The organism is Martinezella tropici (assembly GCF_008370325.1).
In the GTDB taxonomy this organism is placed as follows: Bacteria; Pseudomonadota; Alphaproteobacteria; order Rhizobiales; family Rhizobiaceae; genus Rhizobium; species Rhizobium tropici_B.
On record NZ_VNIP01000003.1, the window covers coordinates 126,489 to 150,867 of the forward strand.

Annotated in this window: 22 protein-coding genes; 14 read left to right on the plus strand and 8 right to left on the minus strand. The window is 60.6% G+C overall.

Features of this window, described 5'->3' with window-relative positions; all coding sequences use genetic code 11:
- Nucleotides 1-64: 64 nt before the first annotated feature.
- Both FP026_RS03535 and FP026_RS03540 read right to left on the minus strand, forming a co-directional pair.
- Nucleotides 65-1,375: an MFS transporter gene (locus FP026_RS03535; RefSeq protein ID WP_149633243.1), complete on the minus strand. Its 1,311-nt coding sequence runs from the start codon at nt 1,373-1,375 to the stop codon at nt 65-67.
- A 166-nt stretch (nt 1,376-1,541) separates the two neighbouring features.
- Nucleotides 1,542-1,748 (minus strand): KTSC domain-containing protein, encoded by a 207-nt coding sequence (locus tag FP026_RS03540; RefSeq protein ID WP_149633244.1) that lies wholly within the window; start codon nt 1,746-1,748, stop codon nt 1,542-1,544.
- Between the two features lie 361 nt (nt 1,749-2,109).
- Between FP026_RS03540 and FP026_RS03545 the strand changes: the two genes are divergently transcribed.
- The 14 genes from FP026_RS03545 to FP026_RS03610 all read left to right on the plus strand — a co-directional run bounded on the left by FP026_RS03545 (nt 2,110) and on the right by FP026_RS03610 (nt 18,300).
- Nucleotides 2,110-3,096: a BMP family protein gene (locus FP026_RS03545; protein ID WP_149633245.1), complete on the plus strand. Its 987-nt coding sequence runs from the start codon at nt 2,110-2,112 to the stop codon at nt 3,094-3,096.
- A 14-nt stretch (nt 3,097-3,110) separates the two neighbouring features.
- A complete protein-coding gene (locus FP026_RS03550) occupies nt 3,111-4,535 on the plus strand; it encodes an amidase (protein ID WP_149633246.1) in 1,425 nt (474 codons plus the stop codon).
- Nucleotides 4,532-6,058 (plus strand): ABC transporter ATP-binding protein, encoded by a 1,527-nt coding sequence (locus FP026_RS03555; protein WP_149633247.1) that lies wholly within the window; start codon nt 4,532-4,534, stop codon nt 6,056-6,058. Before FP026_RS03550 ends, FP026_RS03555 begins: the two co-directional genes overlap by 4 nt.
- On the plus strand, nt 6,048-7,097 hold the full coding sequence (locus FP026_RS03560; RefSeq protein WP_149633248.1) for an ABC transporter permease: 1,050 nt from the start codon (nt 6,048-6,050) through the stop codon (nt 7,095-7,097). Before FP026_RS03555 ends, FP026_RS03560 begins: the two co-directional genes overlap by 11 nt.
- Complete coding sequence (locus tag FP026_RS03565; RefSeq protein WP_149633249.1) at nt 7,094-8,035, plus strand: ABC transporter permease; 942 nt, start codon at nt 7,094-7,096, stop codon at nt 8,033-8,035. Before FP026_RS03560 ends, FP026_RS03565 begins: the two co-directional genes overlap by 4 nt.
- A 15-nt stretch (nt 8,036-8,050) precedes the next feature.
- The gene (locus FP026_RS03570) at nt 8,051-9,343 is read left to right on the plus strand and encodes an amidohydrolase family protein (protein ID WP_149633250.1); all 1,293 of its coding nucleotides are present in this window, start codon (nt 8,051-8,053) and stop codon (nt 9,341-9,343) included.
- Between the two features lie 178 nt (nt 9,344-9,521).
- A complete protein-coding gene (locus FP026_RS03575; protein WP_149633251.1) occupies nt 9,522-10,406 on the plus strand; it encodes a dihydrodipicolinate synthase family protein in 885 nt (294 codons plus the stop codon).
- 21 nt (nt 10,407-10,427) lie between these two features.
- Nucleotides 10,428-11,087: a GntR family transcriptional regulator gene (locus FP026_RS03580; protein ID WP_149633252.1), complete on the plus strand. Its 660-nt coding sequence runs from the start codon at nt 10,428-10,430 to the stop codon at nt 11,085-11,087.
- 58 nt (nt 11,088-11,145) lie between these two features.
- Complete coding sequence (locus FP026_RS03585) at nt 11,146-12,477, plus strand: ABC transporter substrate-binding protein (protein WP_149633253.1); 1,332 nt, start codon at nt 11,146-11,148, stop codon at nt 12,475-12,477.
- Entirely contained in the window at nt 12,477-13,412 is a 936-nt protein-coding gene (locus tag FP026_RS03590) for a carbohydrate ABC transporter permease (RefSeq protein ID WP_149633657.1), read from the plus strand. Before FP026_RS03585 ends, FP026_RS03590 begins: the two co-directional genes overlap by 1 nt.
- 1 nt (nt 13,413) lies before the next feature.
- Nucleotides 13,414-14,229 (plus strand): carbohydrate ABC transporter permease, encoded by an 816-nt coding sequence (locus FP026_RS03595; protein ID WP_149633254.1) that lies wholly within the window; start codon nt 13,414-13,416, stop codon nt 14,227-14,229.
- Nucleotides 14,230-14,260: 31 nt separating this feature from the next.
- Nucleotides 14,261-15,319, plus strand: coding sequence for an ABC transporter ATP-binding protein (locus FP026_RS03600; RefSeq protein ID WP_149633255.1), 1,059 nt, complete (start codon nt 14,261-14,263; stop codon nt 15,317-15,319).
- On the plus strand, nt 15,316-16,269 hold the full coding sequence (locus FP026_RS03605) for a sugar kinase (protein ID WP_149633256.1): 954 nt from the start codon (nt 15,316-15,318) through the stop codon (nt 16,267-16,269). The genes FP026_RS03600 and FP026_RS03605 overlap by 4 nt, the downstream gene beginning before the upstream one ends.
- Nucleotides 16,270-16,578: 309 nt before the next feature.
- A complete protein-coding gene (locus FP026_RS03610; RefSeq protein ID WP_149633257.1) occupies nt 16,579-18,300 on the plus strand; it encodes an ABC transporter ATP-binding protein in 1,722 nt (573 codons plus the stop codon).
- Nucleotides 18,301-18,355: 55 nt separating this feature from the next.
- On the opposite strand, the gene FP026_RS03615 is transcribed toward FP026_RS03610, so the two are convergent.
- From FP026_RS03615 to FP026_RS03640, 6 genes are read right to left on the minus strand one after another with little or no spacing between them, the layout of a single operon-like run.
- Nucleotides 18,356-19,654, minus strand: coding sequence for an LLM class flavin-dependent oxidoreductase (locus FP026_RS03615; protein WP_149633258.1), 1,299 nt, complete (start codon nt 19,652-19,654; stop codon nt 18,356-18,358).
- Between the two features lie 32 nt (nt 19,655-19,686).
- Nucleotides 19,687-21,027 carry an MmgE/PrpD family protein gene (locus FP026_RS03620; RefSeq protein ID WP_149633259.1) on the minus strand — a complete coding sequence of 447 codons (1,341 nt, stop codon included), beginning with the start codon at nt 21,025-21,027 and terminating at the stop codon, nt 19,687-19,689.
- Between the two features lie 2 nt (nt 21,028-21,029).
- A complete protein-coding gene (locus tag FP026_RS03625; protein ID WP_149633260.1) occupies nt 21,030-21,818 on the minus strand; it encodes an amino acid ABC transporter ATP-binding protein in 789 nt (262 codons plus the stop codon).
- Between the two features lie 10 nt (nt 21,819-21,828).
- Complete coding sequence (locus FP026_RS03630) at nt 21,829-22,602, minus strand: amino acid ABC transporter permease (RefSeq protein WP_149633261.1); 774 nt, start codon at nt 22,600-22,602, stop codon at nt 21,829-21,831.
- On the minus strand, nt 22,599-23,348 hold the full coding sequence (locus FP026_RS03635; RefSeq protein WP_149633262.1) for an amino acid ABC transporter permease: 750 nt from the start codon (nt 23,346-23,348) through the stop codon (nt 22,599-22,601). The genes FP026_RS03630 and FP026_RS03635 overlap by 4 nt, the downstream gene beginning before the upstream one ends.
- Nucleotides 23,349-23,377: 29 nt before the next feature.
- Nucleotides 23,378-24,214 carry a transporter substrate-binding domain-containing protein gene (locus FP026_RS03640; RefSeq protein ID WP_149633263.1) on the minus strand — a complete coding sequence of 279 codons (837 nt, stop codon included), beginning with the start codon at nt 24,212-24,214 and terminating at the stop codon, nt 23,378-23,380.
- Nucleotides 24,215-24,379: the final 165 nt, after the last annotated feature.

The following is a 24,379-nucleotide window of genomic DNA, read 5'->3' on the forward strand; positions in this document are numbered from 1 at the left end:
AAAATTGGGGCGGCCGTCAGCCGCCCCTCTCATTAGAAGGATGGTTTTGCTCGCGTGATCGCAATCACTTCACCCGTGCCGCGCCTGCATTGTCGAAATCCTCAGGCTTCGGCGCGCGTGGCACCATGCGTCCGATGATGAAAACCAATAGCGCGGCCGCCAGCAGGCAAGCGGCAAGGAAGAACATCGGCGCGATCGTGCTTCCGGTGGAATCCTTGATCCAGGGGACGACGTTCTGGGCGACAAAGCCGCCGAGATTACCGACGGAGTTGATCGCGGCAAGGCCTGCTGCGGCGCCCGCGCCCTGCAGGAAGCGCGACGGCAAGCTCCAGAAGACCGGCTGGCCAGCGAAGATGCCGGCGGCCGCAATGCAGAGGAAAGCAAACTGCAGCGTATGATCGGGGATGACAGCTGAAAGAACCAGGCTCGCGGCACCGATAAGGGCCGGGATGACGATGTAGGGCGTTTTCGATTCCGCCTTGTCCGCCGCTGCCGGCACTGCATAAAGGGCGACCGCCACAAGAAGCCAGGGGATAATGTTGAGGAAGCCGTTCGTCGTGTTGCTGACGCCGAAATTCTTAACGATGGTCGGCAGCCAGTAGCTGAGCCCGTAGGCAGCCAGCGGAAAGCCGACATAGCAAAGCGCCATCAACAGCACACGCGGATTGATCAGTGCCTTGAAGCCGTCGGCGGCATTTTGCTCCATGGCCGAATTTTCGACCGCGAGCCGATCTTCAAGCCAGGTCTTTTCCGTGTCGTCGAGAAAGGTCGCTTTGGCAGGCAGATCCGGCAGATAAAACAGGGTGACAAAGCCGGCGATGATCGCGGGAATGCCGGTCACGAGGAAGACCCATTGCCAGCCGGCGATGTCATAAAGGCCATTCAGATCCAACAGCGCGCCGCCGAGCGGCGCACCGATCGCATTGGCAAAGGCGCTGAAGATCATGAAAAGCCCGACCATGGTGCCGCGATAGGCAGATGGATACCAGAGGGTCAGCAGATAGAGCACACCGGGAAAGAAGCCAGCCTCACAGGCGCCGAGCAGGAACCGAAGGATATAGAACATGGTGGCATTCTGCGTATAGGCGAGCGCAACCGTGACCGCGCCCCAGGATATCAGGATACGCGCGAACCATCTGCTCGCTCCAAACCTATCGAGAAGCAGGTTGCTCGGTACTTCGAAGATGAAATAGCCGATGAAGAACAGCGAGGCGCCGAGACCATAGGCATATTCGCTCATGCCGAGATCGCCGACCATCTGCAGCTTTGCATAACTGACGTTCTGGCGATCGATATAGGCGATCAGATAAAGGATCCCCAGAAAGGGCATGAGCCTCCAGGTGATCTTGGATATAAGCTGCTTTTCATCAATCACGCCGCGTCCTCCCTGGAAGATGGTCCTGATCGATGTAGATAGTGCAACTCATCGTTTATCAATGCATTGATGGATAAGCTTGCTCATCACCAATGGACCTTGTGGCCGGAGAGCAACAAGCCAGCCGGCATCCTCAAGGCGAGACGGCCGGCTCTGAACTCTCGTCTCAAGCCACGCGTTCGAACTGGGTGCGGATATGCTCGATATAGTGCTGGCCGGGTGAAGATGCCTTCACCATGGCAACCGCGGCCTTCTGCGGAACGCCGGTAAACTGACGCTCCTCACCGTTCTTGAAGCGGATGTAAAGCCGCCCATCATCCGGGCGGAAATAGACTGATTTAATGATTTTTGACGAAACCGGGAGCTCTTGCATGGGTCACCTTACCTTTGGCCCTCTTTATCGCAGAAAAACCGAAATATTGGGTGAAGTGAGCTAGTTAACGAACAATAGAGTTGAATCTGCAGATTTTATCGATCGGCACTGCCGGATCTTACCGGCCTTTTGGTAAGGTATCCTCAGCGTAGAGCGCCGCCGCATCTGATCGAACGCGTCGCGGGCTGATTGTGCTCTTCCGCCAAGCCGCAACCGGTGACGTTCGGATTGTTCATTGATGCATGCGACGGGCAAATATCGAGCGCTTTCGCATATTATTTGGGCACGCCTGTTGCTTGACACTTTTTTAGCCCCCTTCTATGATTTTTACCAAATGATCAAAAAGCAGGGGAACTGAAAAATGACCAATGAAATCATACTGTCACGCCGTGCGGTCATAGCGTCCGGCATCGCCCTCGGCATCAGCGCGCTGGCACCAGCCGCGCGCGCCGCCGCGCCGCTCAAGGTGGCGGGCATACACGCCTCGCCGGTCGAAAATGCCTGGAATTCCTGTCTTCACAAGGCACTCCAGGACGCGGCCAAGGAAGGCGTCATCGAGTACGTCTTTTCCGAGGGCGTTTCCGGCACGGACTATCCCCGTGCGATGCGCGAATATGCCGAACAGGGCAACAAGCTGATCATCGGCGAAGCCTATGCCGTGGAGAAGGAAGCACGCCAGGTTGCTGCCGATTATCCGGATACCGCCTTCGTTCTCGGCTCCAGCGGCGAGGCTGCCGGCAGTAATTTCGGTGTCTTCGGCACGTGGAACTACGACGGCGCCTATCTCGCCGGCATGCTGGCGGGCAAGATGACCAAGTCGAATGTCGTCGGCTCCATCGGCGCGATCCCGATCCCCGAGGTCAACATGCTGATCAATGCCTTCGCTGCCGGCGTCAAGGCGGTCAATCCCGACTGCAAGCATTTGGTCTCCTTCATCGGCACCTTCTTCGATCCGCCGAAGGCGCGCGAGGCTGGTCTTGCTCAGATCGATGCCGGCGCCGACATTCTCTTCGGCGAACGCATCGGCACGGCCGATGCCGCCAAGGAGCGTCACATCAAATCGATAGGATCGCTGATCGATTACACGCCGCGCTATCCCGATACCGTCTTTGCCAATGCCATGTGGTATTTCCGTCCCATTCTCAATGCCGCGATCGCCGATGTTGCCGCAGGCAAGCCGGTCGGCCGCAACTACACGGCCTACGGCCTGATGAAGGAAGGTGGCAGCGACATCGTCTACGTGAAGGGCACAGCACCAGCAGAGGCCGAAGCTGCGATGGAGAAGGTTCGCGCCGACATCAAGGCCGGCACCTTCGAAGTGCCGAAGGTAACGGATCAGCCGAAGTAACTGCCGGCTCGATCATGGGCAGCCCGTCATTCGCCGATGCCACGGAGCTGGCCGGCGCCATCAAATCCGGCACGCTTACCTGCGTGGATGCCATGCAGGCAGCGCTTGATGCCTGCGCCAAGCAGGATGAGCTTGGGGCCATTATCTATGTCAATTCTGAAACAGGGCTTGCGGCAGCGCTCGCCCTGGATCAGGAGGCTTCGGCGCATGCCGAGCGCTTTGCGCAGCGCGCCTTTGCCGGCGTGCCGACGGTCGCCAAGGATCTCGGCGGCCCCTTTCCAGGGCTGCCGGTGGCCGCCGGCTCGCGCCTGTTCGCCCGCCCGGGCAAAGGCGCGGACAGCGATCTGGCGGGCCGTTTTCGCGACGGCGGCCTTTGCGCCTTCGGCTTGAGCACCAGCCCGGAATTCGGTTTCTCGCTCGCATCCGAGCCGGCAATCGGCCCGATCTGCCGAAATCCCTTGGACCAAGGCAAAACGGCCGGCGGCTCTTCGGGCGGTGCGGCCGCAGCAGTCGCCGCCGGCATCGTGGCGATCGCCCATGCAACCGACGCAGGCGGCTCCATCCGCGTACCGGCTGCCTGTTGCGGGCTCGTCGGCCTGAAACCGACACGCGGCGCCGTCCCTGCTGGCCCCTCCTTCGGAAATCATCTTGGCGGCATCGCCAGCGAACTCGCCGTCACCCGCTCCGTGCGCGACACCGCACGGATCTTCGATGTCGTGCGGGGGAGGACAAGGGGGCCGTTCGCCGATATTGTGCAGCCCCCGCTGAAGACGGGCAAACTTCGGATCGGTCTCCTTGCCGACACCGGAAAGCACTACCCGATCGCAGCCGATCGGGCTCAAGCCGTAGAAGCAGCGGCCAGTGTTCTGGAAAACTTAGGAAACGAGCTGGTATCCCTTCGTTGGGATGAGATGGAAAGCGCCGTTCACTCCAGCGCCCATGCCTTTGGCGACATCATTTCCGTCAATATCGCCGGCTTGGTCGACGACCTTGGGCTGGATATGCTGGCAACCGAGACAATGACGCAGGCGTTTATCACGCGCGGACGCGCCATGCCGGCAACTGCACTTTGGCATTCCCTCAATGGCGCCGTGAAGGCCAGTCGTATCCTTTGGGAAATCTTCGACAGGGTCGATGCCATCGTCATGCCCATGCTCGCCTCGGCACCGCTACCCATCGGGTCCTTCCCGACGGATCATTCGGACACCGAATTGCACCTCGAGCGCATGACGTCCTTCGCCCCTCTTGCCGCGCTCGCCAACATCTCCGGCTTTCCCGCGCTGACGCTTCCCTTCGGTAAGGATGCGGAAGGATTGCCGCTGCCTGTCCAGATCATGGCGCCCATGGGCGAGGATAAGCTGTTGCTGCAGCTTGCATTCGCGCTCGAGGCTGAGCAACGATGGCAGCACCGCTATCCGATTGCAGGCTTTCCGGCATGAGCATCCCAGTCCTTTCCATCGAAGGTGTCAGCAAACGCTTCGGCAGCACGATTGCCAATGACGATATCTCCCTGTCCTTGGCAAAGGGCGAGATCGTCGCCTTGCTCGGCGAGAACGGCGCCGGCAAGACGACGCTGATGAGCATCCTGTTTGGACATTATGTGCCCGACGACGGCCGCATCCTGATCGACGATGTGGAATTGCCGCAGGGCAAGCCGCGCGCGGCGATCCGGGCCGGCGTCGGCATGGTGCATCAGCATTTTTCGCTCGCACCCAATCTGACCGTGCTCGAAAACATCATGACGGGCACGGAGAGGCTGTGGTCGCTCAGGTCTCAGATGGCCGAGGCCCGAAAAAAACTCCTGGCGATTGCCGAACGCTTCGGTTTGAAAGTCGATCCAGATGCGCGCCTTGGCGACCTCTCGGTCGGCGAGCAGCAGCGGGTAGAAATCCTGAAGGCGCTCTACAACGATGCGCGCATTCTGATCCTCGACGAGCCGACCGCCGTTCTCACGCAGATCGAGGCAGAAAAGCTCTTCTCGACGCTGAAGCAGATGGCCGCACAAGGACTGTCTTTGATCTTCATCTCGCACAAGCTCGATGAAGTCATGGCCACGGCCGATCGTATCGTCGTCCTGCGCGGCGGCAGGGTTGCGGCCGAGCGGCAGGCATCTCAGACCAGCAAGGCCGAGCTTGCCGAGCTCATGGTCGGGCATCGCGTGACACGTCCGACCCGAGAGAAAAGCGTACCTGGCGCCATCGCTCTCGAAGCTCGCGATATCACCGTAAAAAGCGGCGGCGTCGACCGATTGAAAAAGATCAGCTTCCATGTCCGCGCCGGCGAGGTCCTGGGGATCATCGGCGTATCGGGCAACGGCCAGGCGACCTTGGGGCAAATCCTGTCCGGCACGTCGAACCGCTCATCCGGTGAGCTTCTTTTATTCGGTAAGCCCGTCGGCGATCTCGATGTGGCGGCGATCGTCGACGCTAGGATCGGACGCATTCCCGAAGATCGCAACCGTGACGGCGCGATCGGCGAAATGGCGAACTGGGAAAATGCCGTGCTCGAGCGCCTGTCCTCCTATTCGAAACATGGCCTCGTCGACCGCAGCGCCGGCATGGCCTTCGCGCAGGCGATCATCGAGGCATTCGATGTGCGCGGCGGCAGTGCGGCAAGCCGCACACGGCTGCTGTCCGGCGGCAACATGCAGAAGCTGATCCTTGGCCGCAATCTCCATGAACGTCCGCATATCCTCATCGCCGCCCAGCCGGCGCGCGGACTGGATGAAGGGGCGGTCGCCGCCGTTCACGGACGCATTCTGGAGGCGCGCCGACAGGGCACCGCCGTTCTGCTGATCTCGGAGGATCTGGATGAAGTGATTGCCCTCGCCGATCGCATCCAGGCAATCGTCGGCGGTCGCCTTTCGGCACCAATCGATGCCGGTGAGGCCGATGCACGGCTGCTGGGGCTGATGATGGCCGGTGAATGGAAAGACAAGAGCGGGACGGAACATGCGATTTGAACGGCGCGAACACCGCCCACTCTACATGATGATCCTTGCTCCCTTGCTTGCGATTATTGCTGCGCTCGCCTTGGCCGGCATCCTGATCGCCATTGCCGGGGCGCCGGTCTTCGAAGCCTATCGGCGGATCCTGCTCGGCGCCTTCGGCTCGCGACTTTCGGCAACGGAGACGCTCACCCGCGCAACACCGTTGATCCTGACTGGGCTCGCCGCCGCCGTCGCCTTTCGTGCCCGCCTTTGGAACATCGGCGCCGAGGGACAATTCTATTTCGGTGCCATTGCCGTTGCGGCCTTCGGCTCGAAAATGCTCGCCGGACTGCCCGGCCCGACCCTCATTCCGCTCTTGATGGTGATCGGCGCCATTGCTGGCATGATATTGATCCTCGTGCCGCTCTGGCTGCGGCTGCACTTCTCCGTCGACGAAGTCGTCACCAGCCTCATCCTGAATTTCGTCACCGTTCTCTTCGTCTCCATGCTGATTGACGGGGTGCTGAAGGACCCGACGGCGTTCGGCTGGCCGCAATCCCAGGCCGTTGTCGATCATGCCATGCTGCCGAAGCTGATTGCCCGATCGCGTCTTCATATCGGTTTTGCAATTGCAATCGTCATCGCGGCAATCGTCTATTTCGTCCAGTCGCGCACCGTCTTCGGCATGCAATCAAGGGCGGCTGGGCTTAACCCTTCAGGCGCTGCTTTCGCCGGCGTTCGCCTCGGCTCGACGCTCGTCAAGGTCGCCTGCCTCTCGGGTGGCCTTGCCGGTCTTGCCGGCGCGATCGAAGTGATGGGCGTCAAAGGCTATGTCACCACCGATCTGTCGCCCGGCTTCGGCTATGCCGGCATTGTCGTTGCCATGCTTGCAAACCTCAATCCGCTTGGCGTCGTCCTTGCGGCGATTTTCACCGCCACGATGTTCGTCGGCGCCGACGGCATGAGCCGCAGCCTCGGCATCCCCACTTACATCGCCGACGTCACGGTCGCCCTGTCGCTGCTGACCATGCTGATCGCGCTGTTCTTCACACAATACAGGATCCGTCGATGAGCACGCTGGTCGACATCATTGCATCGGCCGGACTTTGGGCCGCCGTGCTGCGGATTGCCACACCACTGATCTTCGGCACGCTCGGCGCGCTCCTTTGCGAGCGAGCCGGCGTCCTCAACCTCGGCATCGAGGGCATCATGACCTTTGGCGCGATGATCGGCTGGCTCTCCGTCTATCACGGCGCGGATTTGTGGACTGGCCTCTTCGTCGCGGCGATCGCCGGTGGCATTTTCGGGCTTCTGCATTCGGCCCTGACGGTCACGCTTGGCCTGTCGCAGCATGTTTCCGGCCTCGGCGTGACGCTTTTCGCGTCCAGTTTCAGTTACTATGTCTTCCGGCTGATCGTGCCGGTCGCCGGGACGCCGCCAACCATCACGCCGTTTCAGCCGATCGCCATGCCCGGGCTTTCCACCCTGCCGTTCTTCGGCCCAGCGCTCTTCACACAGACGGCACCGACGTACCTCGCGATCCTGGTAGCGCTCGTCATGGCCTACCTCATCTTCCGTACGCCGGTCGGACTTGCGATCCGCATGACCGGCGAGAACCCGCATGCGGCGGAGGCCCAAGGCCTCAACCCGATGAGGATTCGCTATGGCGCCATCATTGCCGGCAGCGCGCTGATGGGCATTGGCGGCGCTTTCCTGACGCTCTCCGCTTTCAACAGCTTCTTTCCGACCATGGTGCAGGGGCGTGGCTGGATCTGCATCGCGCTCGTCGTCTTTTCGTCCTGGCGGCCGGGCCGAGCGCTGTTCGGCGCTCTGCTCTTTGCCTTCTTCGACGCATTCCAACTGCGCCTGCAGACCGCGGTGCAGGGCGTGCCTTATCAGATTTTCCTGATGACGCCATACATTCTGTCCATCGTTGCACTTGCCGTCATGAGCAGGCGGGCTCGCGTGCCGCAGGCGCTGATGCAACCTTATCGCCGTGGCGAGAGATAATCCGAGGAGCTTTTGATGTTCGATCTGATCATTCGCAATGCCAATCTGGCCGATGGCCGCAAAGGCCTCGATATCGCAGTCAAGGATGGAAAGATCGCAGCAATCGAAACGTCGATTGCCGCCGAGGCAAAGGAAGAGATCGATGCAACCGACCGGCTGGTGAGCCCGCCTTTTGTCGATCCGCATTTCCATATGGACGCAACACTTTCACTCGGCCTGCCGCGTATGAATGTCTCGGGCACACTTCTGGAAGGCATCGCCCTTTGGGGAGAGCTACGCCCGATCGTGACAAAGGAGGAACTTGTCGAGCGCGCGCTGCGCTATTGTGATCTCGCCGTCACGCAAGGCCTGCTGTTCATCCGCAGCCATGTCGATACCTCCGATCCCAGGCTGGTGACGGCCGAGGCGCTTCTGGAGGTGAAGGAAAGCGTCAAGCCCTATATCGACCTGCAGCTCGTCGCCTTCCCGCAGGATGGATACTATCGTGCCAAGGAGGGCGTCACCTCCCTCTCACGCGCACTCGACATGGGCGTCGACATCGTCGGCGGCATTCCGCATTTCGAGCGCACGATGGAGGACGGACGGGCTTCAGTCGAAGCACTTTGCAGAATTGCCGCCGATCGCGGTCTTCCCGTCGACATGCACTGCGACGAGACCGACGACCCCATGTCCCGCCATATCGAGACGCTGGCGGCGGAAACCATCCGCTTCGGGCTTCAAGGCCGCGTTGCCGGCTCGCATCTGACCTCGATGCATTCGATGGACAATTATTACGTCTCCAAGCTCATCCCGCTGATGGCCGAAGCAGGGATCAATGTCATTCCCAATCCTTTGATCAACATCATGCTGCAGGGCCGGCACGACACCTATCCCAAGCGGCGCGGCATGACGCGCGTGCGCGAGCTGATGGACGCCGGGCTTAACGTTTCCTTCGGCCATGATTGCGTGATGGATCCCTGGTATTCGATGGGTTCTGGCGACATGCTCGAAGTCGGCCACATGGCCATCCACGTCGCACAGATGGCCGGCATCGAAGACAAGAAGAAGATCTTCGACGCGCTCACCGTCAATTCCGCCAAGACGCTTGGCCTTGAAGGTTACGGCCTGGAAAAGGGCTGCAATGCCGATTTCGTGGTGCTGCAGGCCGTCGACACGCTGGAGGCGTTGCGCCTGAAGCCCAACCGCCTCGCCGTCATCAAGCGCGGCAAGGTTATCGCCCGTTCCGCGCCGCGCATCGGCGAGCTCTTCCTCGATGGCAGGCCGTCACAAATCGATGGCGGGCTCGATTACGTTCCTGTCCGGAAATAGCAACGCCTGGCAGCCGGAACCATTACGAACGAGCAGGCGGCACGTAGACCCCGTCGCAGCGGCGAACCACGTTCCCCCCATGACTATGGCATCAGTTATGTGTGACTGAACAAATCTGCGCTTTACAACTAACATGTCAGCATGCTACGCAGTGATCCGACAAGATCGGGAGGATTGGATGAAAGAGAGTTTCGGGCTGTCAGCAGCGCTGGCAACGCCCTTTGACGCGGATGGCGAGATCGCAATTCCGGGCGTGATCGAACAGGCGAAGCATTGCCTTGCCAATGGCTGCAAAAGCGTGACGCTTTTCGGCACCACGGGTGAAGGTGCCTCCATCGGCATGCAGGAGCGCAAGCAAGTTCTTGCCGCCATGATCGCAGCCGGCATCACGCCTCAGCAGATCGTCATGGGCGTGCTCGTCGATGCTGCCGAGGATGCGGCAGCTCAGGCTGCTCAGGCACTGGCGCAAGGCGTGCGCAACATTCTCCTGGCCCCGCCTTCCTACTTCAAGAACGTCAGCGACGATGGCCTCTTCAAATGGTTCGCGGCCGTTTTCACGATGCTGGGTACCCATGCCCGCGACGTGATCGTCTACAATATCCCGTCGGTGACGATGGTGCCGCTGTCGATCTCGCTGGTCGGCCGCCTGCGCGCCGCATTTCCGGATGTCGTCGTCGGCGTCAAGGATTCCTCCGGCGACTGGCCCTATACCGAGGAGCTGCTGAAGACGCATGGCGATCTCATCATTCTGATCGGCGATGAGCGGCATCTGGCGCGCGGCGTGCGCCTTGGGGGACAGGGCGCCATTTCCGGCATGGCGAACCTCCTCCCCCGCGAGGTTCAGGCCATGGCGGAAAAAGGCATCGACGACGTCAATGTCGAACGTTTCGTCGAGCAGTTGCTGAGCCATCCGGTCATTCCCGCGATCAAGGCCATTCTCGCACGTTTAACGGAGGACGACAGCTGGCTTGCCGTGCGCCCACCACTCGTAGCATTGAACAGCCAAGATTCCGACACGCTCTTTGCTGCCTTCGGCGCGCTGTTTCGCGCCAAGGCGGCCTAACAGAACAGCCCGGAGCTGCCGATGGACGGACCAGGCGAACAGACGACGTTGAGAGAGAAAGCCTATGAGAGCTTTACGCGCCATCTCTTGGCGCGCGACGTTCGCCCTGGGCAATTCATCTCGCAGCGGCGGCTTGTCGAGCTGACGGGACTGACGCTTGGCGCAATCCGGGAATTGATCCCACGCCTGGAAGCCGAAGGGCTGATCAAGACGGTGCCGCAGCGCGGATTGCAGATCGCCCATATCGATCTGGACCTGATCCGCGAAGCCTTCCAGCTCCGTCTTTTCCTGGAAAAGGAAGCCGTCGCGCTGTTCACCCATTCGGCGTCGGACGAGACGATTGCCAAGCTTTTGAAGGACCATCGCGACATTGCCGATGCAATCCGCGCCGGAGACAGTTCGCAGGAACTCGAGCTTCACGCGCAATCGGTGGACTGGGGCATGCACGATGCCTTCATCGATGCGCTCGGCAATACCATCATCTCGAATGCCTATCGGGTCAATTCGATCAAGATGCGGCTGATCAGCCAGGATAGGTTCCGCATTAACGGCCATGTTGGGCCGGTCATGGAAGAGCATTTGAAGGTGCTTGAGGCCATTCAGCGACGATCGGCCGACGAGGCGGTTGCTGCTCTCGTATCGCACATCGGCGGAGCACGGGATCGCGCATTGAAGATGTGAAAAGCTTTGAATAACGGCCGCGAATGAGGAGATTTTCGGCCAAAGGAGGAGGAACGGAATGTCATCGTCATTTTTCAACCCGACACGTCGCGGCTTCATGGCCGGCACCGCCGCACTCGGCGCGGCGAGCCTTCTCGGTGTCCGCACCGCTTCGGCAGCCGTCGACTGGAAGCGTTTTTCCGGCACGACGCTTGAGGTCAATCTGGTCAAGAGCCCGCGCAGCGAAACGATCCTCAAATATTTGAGCGAGTTCGAGGCGCTGACGGGCATCAAGGTCAATGCCGAGGCGACGCCCGAGCAGCAGCAGCGCCAGAAGACCACGATCGAGCTCAGCTCCGGCAAACCGAGCTTCGACGTCGTGCATCTGAGCTACCACGTTCAGAAACGTCAGTTCGAAAAAGGCGGCTGGCTCGCCGATATCAGCGGCTTCATGAAGGATCCGTCGCTCACCGATCCGTCGCTGACGGAAAGCGATTTCGCCGAGGCCGGCCTGAAATTCGCCAAGGATTCCGCAGGCGTCATGCGCTCCCTGCCCTTCTCGGTCGATTACTGGATCGTCTACTGGAACAAGACTCTGTTCGAGAAGAAGGGCCTCGCCTATCCGCAAACCTTCGAGGACATGGCTAAGGCGGCCGAGGCGCTGACCGACAACTCGAGCAACACTTACGGCTTTGTCGCCCGCGGTCTGAAGAACGCCAACACGCCGGTCTGGACGGCCTTCATGCTCGGCGAGGGGACAACGCCGCTTTCGGCCGACGGCAAGCTGCAGACGGAATCGCAAGGGGCGTTGGATGCTGCAAAGCTCTACCAGCGCCTGATGACGAAATCGGCACCTCCCGGCGTTTCAGGCTTCAACTGGGCGGAAGCGCAATCGGCCTTCCTGCAGGGCAAGATCGGCATGTGGCTCGATGGCGTCGGCTTCGCGCCGCCGATCGAAAATCCTGAGAAGTCTCGCGTCGTCGGCCAGGTCGGCTACGGCATCATGCCGAAGGGGCCGAATGCGCAGGCTGCGGCAACCTTCGGCGATGGTATCGGCGTCACCGCCGCCAGCCAGAAGAAGGAGGCCGCCTATCTCTTCTGCCAATGGGCGATCTCGCACGAGATGGGCGCGCGCCTGCTGCAGGCCGGCGCCGGCGTTCCGTTCCGTCAGTCCGTTCTGGAGGATCAAAAGGTCCGCGAGGGCGTAAAAATGCCAGGTGCCTGGCTGGACGCTGTCGCCGGCTCCGCCAAGGTCTCGCAGCTGGCGCTACCCGTCATCATCCCGGTTACCGAGTTTCGCGATATCTACGGCGTCGCGCTGACAAACATGATCGGCGGCGCCGATCCGGCAACCGAACTGAAGACGGCAACTGCCCAGTTCGAGCCGGTGCTGGCTCGAAGCGAGGGATGATGGCCTCCGTGAGCATCGAAGATACCGCCGCGAAGGCAACCAAAGGAAGGAGCAAGCCGCAACGGCTTGCTCCCAACTACTGGCCCTTCGTCGTTCCCGCGCTGATCGTGATTGCCGCCGTCATCGTCTTTCCCTGGGTCTTCACCCTGTGGATGAGCGTAAACAAATGGACGCTCGGCCAGTCGCAGAGTTTCGTCGGCTTAGACAATTATATCCGGCTGGCGGCCGATGCGCGCTTCTGGGAATCGCTGTGGCACACGGTTCTGTACACCGTGCTTTCCGTCGTCGGCCCGTTGTTCTTCGGGACGCTGGCCGCACTGATCTTCGATGCGAACTTTCCGTTGCGTGGTTTCCTGCGCGGCGTCTTCGTCATGCCGATGATGGCAACGCCGGTCGCTGTAGCCCTCGTCTGGACGATGATGTTCCATCCGCAGCTTGGCGTACTGAACTATCTGCTGTCGCTGGTGGGTATTGGACCGCAGGAATGGATCTACAATCAATATAGCGTCATCCCCTCGCTCGTCCTCGTCGAGGTGTGGCAGTGGACGCCGCTCGTCATGCTGATCGTGCTTGGCGGCCTCGCTTCCGTGCCGCGCGAACCCTATGAGAGCGCCGAAATTGACGGCGCCAATGCCTGGCAGAAGTTCCGCTATCTGACGCTGCCGATGATCTCGCCCTTCCTGATGATCGCCGTCATCATCCGCAGCATCGATGCGATCAAGAGCTTCGACATCATCTATGCGATGACGCAGGGCGGTCCGGGCACGGCATCCGAAACCATCAACATCTATCTCTACAACACCGCGTTTTCCTATTACGACATCGGCTATGGCTCGGCCATGGCAGTGGTGTTCTTCATAGTCATCGTCGCACTCTCCTTCATCCTTTTGATGATCCGCCAGCGCACGCGGTGGACGGACGCGGAGGGCCACTGACATGAAGCGCTCGACACTTAATCGCATCGGCCTATTCTTCGTGGCCTTGGTGGTCGTTTCGCCAGTCGTTCTATTTTTCCTCTGGATGATCTCGCTGTCGTTGAAATATGAGATCGACAATGGCGCCTATCCGCCGATCCTCATTCCGGATCGCATTGCCTGGATGAACTACGTCAACGTCTTCCAGGAAAACAATTTCTTCCTCTATCTGTGGAACTCCGTTCTCGTGACGGGTGCCGCCACCCTGCTCGCCCTTGTGATCGGCGTGCCGGCCGGCTACGGCATCGCGCGGCTGAAGGCGGAAAAGTCGGCGATCGTTATCATGATCGCCCGCATGACCCCCGGTCTCTCCTTCCTCATTCCGCTGTTCCTGCTGTTCCAATGGCTCAATCTGCTCGGAACGCTCTGGCCACAGATCATCATCCATCTCGTCGTCACCGTCCCGATCGTCGTCTGGATCATGATCGGTTATTTCGAGACGACACCGATGGAGCTCGAGGAGGCAGCAAGCATCGATGGCGCCACACCCTGGCAGGTTTTCCGCCTGGTCGCCCTGCCGATCGCACGCCCCGGCATCGTCGTTGCTTTCATCCTCTCGGTCATCTTCTCGTGGAACAACTTCGTCTTCGGCATCGTGCTTGCGAGCCGCGAGACCCGCACGCTGCCCGTCGCCGTCTACAATATGCTCTCCTTCGAGCAGGTGAGCTGGGGGCCACTTGCGGCCGCAGCCCTGATCGTCACGCTGCCGGTGCTCGTCCTGACCATGTTCGCGCAGCGCCAGATCATCGCAGGCCTGACCGCCGGCGCCGTCAAATGACACACCTCTCCGTTCCGACAGGATCACATTCATGGCACCCGTAAACATCCAGAATATTCAGAAGCGCTACGGCCAGGTGAAGGTCATTCACGATATCAGTGTCGACATCGCCGATGGCGAATTCGTCGTCCTTGTCGGCCCCTCCGGCTGCGGCAAGTCCACGCTGCTGCGGATGATCGCGGGCCTCGAAGAAGTCAGCGATGGCGAAATCCATATCGGTCGCCGCGAAGTCAGCCATCTTCCGGCACGCGACCGCGACATCGCCATGGTGTTCCAGAATTATGCGCTCTATCCCCATATGACGGTCGCCGACAATATGGGCTTCGCGCTGAAGCTGAAAAAGGCAAATCCAGCGGAAATCGCCGTAAAGGTCCAGAAGGCTGCCACCATCCTGGGCCTGGAAAGCCTGCTGGAGCGCCTGCCGCGCCAGCTTTCCGGCGGTCAGCGCCAACGCGTCGCCATGGGGCGTGCGCTGGTGCGCGATCCGCAAGTCTTCCTGTTCGACGAGCCGCTTTCGAATCTCGACGCCAAGCTTCGCGTGCAGATGCGTGGCGAGATCAAGTCCATGCATCAGCGCGTCGGTACAACGACGATCTATGTCACGCATGATCAGGTCGAGGCGATGACCATGGCCGACAAGATCGTTGTGCTGCATGGCGGCATCATCGAACAGGTCGGCGCGCCGCTCGATCTCTATGACCACCCGGCAAACCTGTTCGTCGCCGGTTTCATCGGCTCCCCTTCAATGAACTTTATCGACGGCAGGATCGAGGAAGGTGTCTTCCGCAGCGGCAAGGGTCTCATCCTGCCCCTGCCGGAAGATTTCCCCGCTGCCGAGCATGGCGGGCGCCCGCTCGTCTATGGCATCCGGCCCGAGCATATCCGCGCGGCGGCTGGCGGTTTATCGGCCCGGGTCGGCATTGTCGAAGGCACGGGTTCGGAGATCTACGCCAAGCTCGACTGTGGCGGCGAGGAAATCTCCTGCCTGTTCCGCGAGAGATTGAATATCCGCTTCGGCGACAAGATCGACATTGCGATCGACCCGGCCAGCATCCACCTTTTCGACAAGGCGAGCGGAAAGCGGCTTTGAGCGCTCCATCGATCTTCGATCCGCCGTCCGGCGGACCCCGCCATGTTCTATGCGTCGGTGCGGCCGTTCTCGATACGCTCTTTCGTGTCCGCGCGCTTCCGCAGGGTCAGGGGAAGGTTCTGCCTTACGACATGCTGCAGATCGCCGAAGGCATGGCCTCGAGCGCTGCCTATGCCGTCGTGCGGCTCGGCGGCAGGGCGAGCCTGTGGGGTGCCGTCGGCCACGACGAAACCGGCAATCGGATCATCCGCGATCTCAAAGGCGACGGCATCAATGTGGACGGCATGCTGCGTGTGGACGGCGCCCGCTCCGCCGTCTCGACGATCCTGGTGGACGATGAGGGCGAAAGGCTGATCGTTCCCTTTTACGATCCGAAACTGCACCATACCGTCAAGGAATTCACGGCGGCCGATATCGCCGCCTTCGATGCCGTGCTTATCGATGTTCGCTGGCCGGCGCTGGCTCGTCAGGTTTTGAAGGCGGCACGCGCGATGGGCAAGCCAGCCATTCTTGACGGCGACGTCGCCCCTGACGGCATCATCGAACAGCTGGCCCCGGAAGCAACCCACATCATCTTTTCCGAACCGGCCGCCGAGCGCCTGACGGGAACCGACGATGTTTCCGAAATGGTGCAGCAGCTGAAACAACGGTTCGACCATGCCTTTATCTGCGTGACGGCGGGTGCCGCCGGCAGTCACCGGTTCGATGATGACACCGGCAAAGTCCAGCACTGCCCGACCATATCCATAAAGGCTGTCGATACGCTTGCCGCCGGCGATATTTTCCACGGCGCCTTCGCTCTTGCGATTGCCGAGGGAATGGCGGCGGAAGATGCAATCCGCTTCTCTTCTATCGCGGCAGCGATCAAATGCGAGCTCTTCGGAGGTCGTGCAGGAGCGCCGAGACGCGTCGATGTCATCAAGCGCTCCGAACCGCTTCAAAGATTCTGACGGTATCGAAACCACCATCAGGACCAGTCGCGAATTTATATCTCATCGCAGGTATTGCCAGCCGTAATCCGTCCATGGCGGACGTTATTTCCCGCCGTGCGGCAAGCCTGATGCCACGGACCATCACCGCCGTTTATAGGGGTGACACACCTGGATGCGTCGATTATAAAAATCGCGCGACTCAAGCAGGAGGATCGCCAGATGAGAAATTTCGGCACCAATTGACGCTGAACGGCGATGCCGAATTCGGGCTGCCGCTCAGTCCGTTCTTGTCTCCCACTATCCTCTTCAGTGCCCATGGAGGCATTCATGCTTCGTCGTTTCTTTTTCTATTATGCCCGCTATAAGCAGCTGTTCTTCCTGGATTTCGGCTGCGCCGTGCTTGCCGGCCTGCTGGAACTCGGCTTTCCGCTGGCGGTCAAGCTTTTCGTCGATGAACTGCTTCCGAGCCGCGATTGGGCTCTGATCTTCGCGACAGCGGCACTGCTACTTGTCGTCTATGCGATGAGCACCGGCCTCTCGGCGATCGTCAATTATTGGGGCCATGCGCTCGGCATCTCGATCGAGTCCGATATGCGCCGCCAGGCCTTCGATCATATCCAGAAGCTTTCCTTCCGCTATTTCGACAATAACCGCACCGGTCATCTGATCACCCACGTCACCAAGGATCTCGAGGAAGTGGGTGAGATCGCCCATCACGGCCCCGAGGACCTGTTCATCGCGATCATGACCTTCATCGGCGCATTTCTGCTGATGTTCGGCGTCCATTGGAAGCTTGCGCTGCTGACAACGACCATCGTTCCCTTCATGACCTGGCTGGTCAGCCGTTACGGCTCGAAGATGACGGTGAATTCGCGCAGCCTGTTCGGCAAAGTTGGCAACTTCAATACCCGCATGCAGGAGACGGTCGGCGGCATTCGGGTCGTCAAGGCCTTCGCCAACGAGCGATATGAAAGCCAGCTGTTTGCCCGCGACAACGAGGACTACAAGGCGACCAAGCTCGACGGCTATGCCTATATGACGGCAAGCATCGCACTCAGCTATTTCAGCACGCGCCTGGTGCAGCTCGTCGTCATGATGGCAGGAACCTGGTTCGTCATCTCGGGGGAGCTGAGCTATGGCGGCTTCGTGAGCTTCCTGCTGCTCATCAACGTCTTCTTCCGCCCGATCGACAAGATCACATCAGTCATCGAAACCTATCCCAAGGGCATTGCCGGCTTCAAACGCTTCCTGTCGCTGATCGATACGGAACCCGACCTTGCCGACCGGCCGGATGCGATTGCGGTCGATCATCTGAGAGGCGATATCGCTTACAAGAATGTCGGCTTCGGCTATTCCGATCAGGCCGCGATCTTCAAGGACCTCTCCCTGACGATTGCCGCTGGCGAGACCGTGGCCTTTGTCGGCGCCTCTGGCACGGGCAAGACGACGATCTGCTCGCTGCTGCCGCGCTTCTACGATGTGACGTCGGGCAGTATTACCATCGACGGCATAGACATCCGCGACATGACCCAGGCTTCGCTGCGCAGCCAGATCGGCATCGTGCAGCAGGACGTCTTCCTGTTCGGTTCGACCATTCGCGAGAACATCGCATACGGAAAGCTCGGCGCCACTGACGCAAATATCATGAAGGCGTTGCAGCGCGCTTCGCTCGACGAATTCGTCAGGTCCCTGCCCGCCGGCCTCGATACGCCGACAGGCGAGCGCGGTGTCAAGCTTTCGGGCGGACAGAAGCAGCGACTGGCGATTGCCCGCATCTTCTTGAAGGATCCGCCGATCCTCATCCTTGATGAAGCCACGTCGGCGCTCGATACGGCGACCGAATATGCGATCCAGCAGGCGCTGTTGGAACTCGCGAAGGGGCGTACGACGCTGGTCGTCGCTCATCGGCTGTCAACCATTCGCAATGCCGACCGCATCATCGTCATGGGCGATAACGGCATTGTCGAAGAGGGATCACATGACGAATTGCTTGCTCGTCGTAGTGCCTATGCGCGGCTGCACAATGCGCAGTTCGGGCTTTATGCCTGAACCCTTGACATAGATGAATGAAAAAGAGAGCCGAGGCTGAACGCCTCGGCCTCCGTCAAGCCCAGATCGGCCGGGCAATCCCTAAGTGATCTCGCAGCGTCGTGCCCTCATAATCACGGCGGAAGAGACCTCTTTCCTGCAGGATCGGCACGACATCATTGGCAAAATCCTCAAGACCGCCGGGGAAGAAGGGCGGCATGACGTTGAAGCCGTCTGCTGCGCCGTTTTCAAACCATTCCTGCATGCGATCGGCGATTTCTTCGGCCGTTCCGAGCACGATGTGATGGCCGCGGCCGGCAGCGACGCGCAGGGCAAGCTCACGGATCGTCAGTTTTTCGCGCCGGGCGAGTTCGGTCAGCAGTTCGGCACGGCTACGCAGCTGGTCGGAAATCGGCAGATCGGGCAGCGGTCCGTCGAGATCGTACTCAGCAAGGCTATGGCCGAGACGCTCTTCCAGAAGCGGCATGGCGCTCTTGATGTCAGTCCAGCGGTTCAGCACGTCAAGCTTCTCGCGTGCCTCGGCAACCGTTCTGCCGATAACAGGCAGGAAGCCCGGCATGACGGCGACATCGTCCGGGCTGCGCCCGAAACCGGCCACCTTGTCCTTCAGGCTCTTGTAGAAGGCTTGCGCCTCATCGAGGCTCTGCTGGGCGGTAAAGACGATGTCGGCGGTGCGGGCGGCAAGATCCTGGCCAGGCCCGGACGAACCGGCCTGGATCAGCACGGGGTGTCCCTGCGGCGAGCGCGGAATATTAAGGGGACCCTTGACCGAATAATATTTGCCGTTGTGGTCGAGCACCCGCACCTTGGCGGGATCGGCATAGACGCCGCTCTCCTTGTCCTTGGGAAAGGCATCGTCGGCCCAGCTGTCCCAAAGGCCGCGCACCACGTCGACGAACTCCTCCGCCACGGCATAGCGCTCGTCATGCTCCGGATGGCTCTTGGAAAAATTGGCGGCCGTGCGGGCATAGGAGGTGGTGACGATGTTCCAGGCCGCGCGGCCATGGCTCAGATGATCGATCGAGGCAAAGGCACGGGCGAGATGATAGGGTTCGCCGTAGGTGGTCGATGCCGTCGCGGCAAGGCCGATCTTCTCGGTCACCATCGCGAGCGAGGCAAGCAGCGTCAGCGGCTCGAAACGGGCAATCATCGATGGATGCGCGTCGACACCGCTCGTCAAGCCGTCCGCCAGAAAGAGCATGTCGAACTTCGCAGCCTCGGCGATCCGGGCCACACGCCGCAGCAGGTCGAAATTCTCGCTGCCGGCTTCGGCCTCGGGATGACGCCAGCCGGAGACGTGATGACCGGCACCTTGCAGGAAAAGGCCGAGATGGATCTTGCGGGTCTTGCTCATGGGCGCATGCCTTGCGTTTCTTGGAACTTGGATCAGTTCAAACTGTTGGATAGAAGCTGGATGAGGCGATGAAGGTCGTCCTCGCCGTGCATGGTTCTCACCAGATCGGGAACGGCCGACACGGCCGGATGGTTGCCGGTCGCGTCTCGGAATTTTTCGATGGGATCGCTCAGGCCGGGCAAGCCCTTGAACTCGCGCGTCAGACGGCTTCCATCCTTGAGCGTTATCTCGGCAATGACGAAGCGCGTTTTCGGATCGCTGGAAAGTCGCGGCGCCGTCTCGTCGTGACGACGGCGAACGCGCCGCGCGATTGCCATCAGATCCTCTCTCACCGGCGTCTCGCCGAAATGGCCGATCTTCAGAGCGCCGTCGAGCGCGGCCGTTGCGAAGACATATTCGGCGCTGAAGCGCGCATCGATGCCGGTCGTCGGATCGGTCACGACCAGTGCTGCATCGCCTCCCGGCGGGAAGGTAATGATGACGGACTCGATCTGTTCTACGTTCAATCCCTCTTCGTGAAGCTGAAGACCGATCATGGCGACCGGATGGCTTGCCGTGCAGCAGGGAAAGGCCTTGAGCGTGAGGCCAGGCGCCACGATCTGCCAAGGCGCACCCCAGCCTTCGATGGCCGCCTGTGGCCGCTGCTCGCCAAAAGCGAATGCCGAGTAGAAGCCGATCGGATTGTCGAGAAAATCCCTGGCGCCACCGAAGCCTGCCTTGGCGAGCTTGGCCGACAGCAGGCCTGAGCGCGCCGCCATGCCGGCATGATAGGGCTTGGCATCATGGCCGAACTGCAGGCGCAGACCGCTCGAATGCGTGGCGGCCAGCCCCAGCGCCGTGGCGGTCTCTGCGACCGAATAGTCAAGCACGTGGGCGACGGCAGCCGCCGCACCGATCGTGCCGAGCGTTGCGGTCGCATGAAAACCGTTCTCGTAGTGGCGCATGCCGAGCGAGAGGCCGAGGCGCGCCATCGCTTCCAGGCCGACGATGTAGCCGGCGATCAGGCGATCCGCAGAGATCGGCGTCTCCGATGCCAGCGCCAGCAGAGCCGGAACGATGACCGTCGTCGGGTGCCCGCGCACGCTCGCATGCACGTCGTCGTAGTCGAGCACATGGCCGGCATGGGCATTGACCAGAGCCGCCGTCAGCGCATCGGTGCGCCGCCCCTGCCCGATGATGACGGCGTCACCCGGGCCTGCCGGCAACTGTTCCAGCAGGATGCGTGTCGTGCGGTCGGCGGAGCCGCCGAAAGCGCAGGCCAGCCAATCGACGATCGCCGTGCGGGCTGCGGCAACAGCCGCCTCATCTTGCAGCGGATCGGCCGATGTGATGGCTTCGGCAAAGCCTGTCGTGAGTGGGAAGGCTTTTTCCATCGTCAAATTCCCTCACCGTCCTCGAGCGAAGCCCGCGCACCAGCAAGGCCGTTGACGAAGCGGCGGATGCGCGCATTTGTCGATGTCTGGAAGATAGCTTCGGGCGGCCCCTGGTCAACGATGCGGCCGTTTTCGGTGAAAACAACGACATCGCTGATCTCCTCGGCAAAGCGCATCTCGTGCGTGACCAGAATGCTCGTCATGCCTTCCTTGACGAGATCGCGAATGACGGCGAGCACCTCGCCGACAGTCTCCGGATCCAGCGCCGAGGTCACCTCGTCGAAGAGGACGAGGTCTGGCCGCATCGCCAGCGCCCGGGCAATTGCCACGCGCTGCTGCTGGCCACCGGAAAGCTGTCCGGGATAGACGCTCGCCTTCTCGGACAGGCGCACGCGCGCCAGAAGATCCCGCGCGTGGCGTTCGGCATCGGCCTTGTTGACGCCGAGGATTCGCGTCGGGGCGATCGTAATGTTGTCGAGCACGGACAGATGCGGAAAGAGATTATATTGCTGGAAGACGATGCCGATCTTCTGGCGCAGCTTGATGCGTTCGGCCTCGCTGCGCATCTGGTCGACACGTACGCCATTGACCGAGATGCGGCCCGTCTGCGGCGCGACCAGCGCATTGATGCAGCGCAGGATCGTCGACTTGCCGGATCCGGAAGGGCCGATGATCGAAACGGTCTGCCCGCGGGCAACGGAAAGATCGATCCCCTTCAGGACCTCGGTCGGTCCATAGGCGAGATGCACATCGGCCAGTTCGACGATCGGATTGGTCTGAGCGTGGCTCATGCCGGCTCCTCTAGGCTTTCAGGCGGCGTTCAAGGCGCCGCGTCAGGCTTGAAATGGGATAGCAAAGCGCAAAGAACGCCGCCATGACGACGATATAGGCAAGTACGGTGAAATCCAGCCGGCGGACGGCCGTGCTGGCGTCGGTCGCCGCATGCAGCAGCTCATGCACACCGACTAGCGAGGCAAGCGCTGTCCCCATGGTGATCGAGGCAAAGAGGTTCATCCAGGGCGGCAGCGAACGTCGCGCGCATTGCGGCAGGATGATCCAACGCAATGCCTGGGACCGGGAGAAGCCGAGGCCCTTGGCCGCCTCCCACTGCGTAGTCGGGATCGATTGAATAGCGCCACGCGTGATCTCAGCGACATAGGCGCTGGCAGGAATGGCAAGCCCGATCACGGCCTTCACCCAATCGGGAAACGGCAGGTAATGGCCGAAGACCACGATCTCGAACGGGAAGATGTAGGTCGTTGCAAAGATCAGCACCAGATGCGGCGCATTGCGGAAGATCTGGACATAAAGGCCGACGGGGTAGCGTATGATCTTCAGCGGTGCCAGCTCGAGGATACCAAGCAAGACACCGATCAAGGTCCCTGCCGTCATCGCAAGCAGGCTGATGAGGATGTTCATCAGGAAACCGCTGCCGAGATAGGGCAACCATTCGATCAGCACATGCAATAGCGACAGATCCGCCAGCAGCCAGATAACGGCAATCGCAATGAGCGCTCCAACCAGCCAAGGCAGCCAGTTGCTCGAAGGCACTGAGGAGAGCTTGGCCACACTCATGCGCCCACTCCGAAGCCAGGCACGGCCAGGCGCTTTTCGATCCAGCGCCCGATCTTGGCGAGGGCAAGGTTGATGGCGCTGAAGAACAGCAGAATGACGATCATCAGTTCGACGACATTATCACGCTGCGTCCAGACCATGATCGAGGCATAGGTGATTTCGCTCACAGCAATCGCGTTGCCGACCGTCGTCAGCTTTACAAGATTGATCGTATTGTTGACGATCGCCGGCAGCGACGCCCGGAAGGCGAGCGGTATCGCAACGAAGCGAAGGATCTGCAGGCGCGTGAAGCCAATGGCGCGGGCCGCCTCCACCGTCTGTTCCGGCACGGCCTCGATACCGGCACGAAGTGCATCGGCATGCAGTGCTGCGACATGCAGGCCGACCACTGCGACCACCCAGAAGAACGGAGTCAGAGGGTTGTGCTGCGCGCCGCCGAGGCCATTGGAGACGAGCGTGTTCAGAACGAGGAAACTGAACATCAGCTGCACCAGCGTCGGCGTATTGCGTGTTACCTCGATGAAGGCTCTGACCGGCGCGGCCAGAGCCTTGTTCCCCGAGGTCAGCATGGCCGCAAATAGCAGGCCAAACAGCAGGCTGATCGGAATAAGGAGCACGATAAGATAAAGCGTGGTGATGAAACCACCACGCCAGATCTGCGCCTCATAGCCGCTGGCCAGGAACTCGTAGTGAAGCCCGATCTTGCCAGTCCAGTCTATAAAGGTCTGAAGAAGCGAACTTCCCATGCAAACCGTTCCTCAAGCGACCGATAAGGTCACTTGCCCTCGAGCTTCTTATGCTCTTCCTCAAGATAGGTCGTGTTGAGCAGGCGGTTCGCCTTGGCATAGTCGAGAAGCTTGCCGTTGGCATGCAGTTCCTGGATGGCCTTGTCGAGCGCGGCGCTCGTATCGCTTTCGCCCTTGCGCAGCCAGATCACCGAATCAGAGGGAACGAGTTCGGTCGGAAACAGGATCTTGTAGTCCTTCCATTCTTCCGCGCGGTCCTGAAGCAGCAGGCCGACCGTCGCGCCGACATGGACGGCGGCAACGCAATTGCCGCCTTGCAGGGCCAGCAGCGATTCAGGCTGGCTCGGCAGCGCCTTCACTTCAGCGCCATATTGTTCCATCAGCGGCTGCGTGTAGTTCGACCCTTGGGAAACGCAGACGGGCTTGCCCTTGAGATCACTCCAGTCATTGAGGCCGCTATCCTTGCGGCCGACGGCAGCGCCGCCGCTGTGGTCATAGGGCGTCGGCACATAATCGAGGATCTTGGCGCGCTCTTCCGTGTACTGCATGTTGGCGATCAGGATATCGACCTTGCCCTGCTGCAGGAACTGGACGCGGTTCGGCGGCGTCACGGTCACGGTTTCCAGCTTGACGCCGAGCTTTTCGGCAAGCGCCTTCGCGATGTCGAGATTGTAGCCCTTCTGTTCCTGGCTTGCCGGATCGATGTAGCCGAAGGGCGCACCGGAGAGGATGACGCCGACCGTCAGCGCACCACGACCCTTGATGCGATCGAGCGTCGCGTCGGCGTGCGCAATCGTAGTGAACAGCGCGCCGCAGGAAAGCGCAGCAGCAAAAATGGCGGCAGATGTTCGCTTGGCAAAATTCATGGATCTCGGACTCCTTGTCTGCGCGGAACCTAGAGAGGGCAAGCACAGCACGCGAGGAATGAGATCCTATTTATCGAGATATCGGCGCAACAATTATCCATATAAACGATAGATTTTAATATACTGAATTTGCCGTTCCGTGTGTGCAATGGCAAATTGAATGCG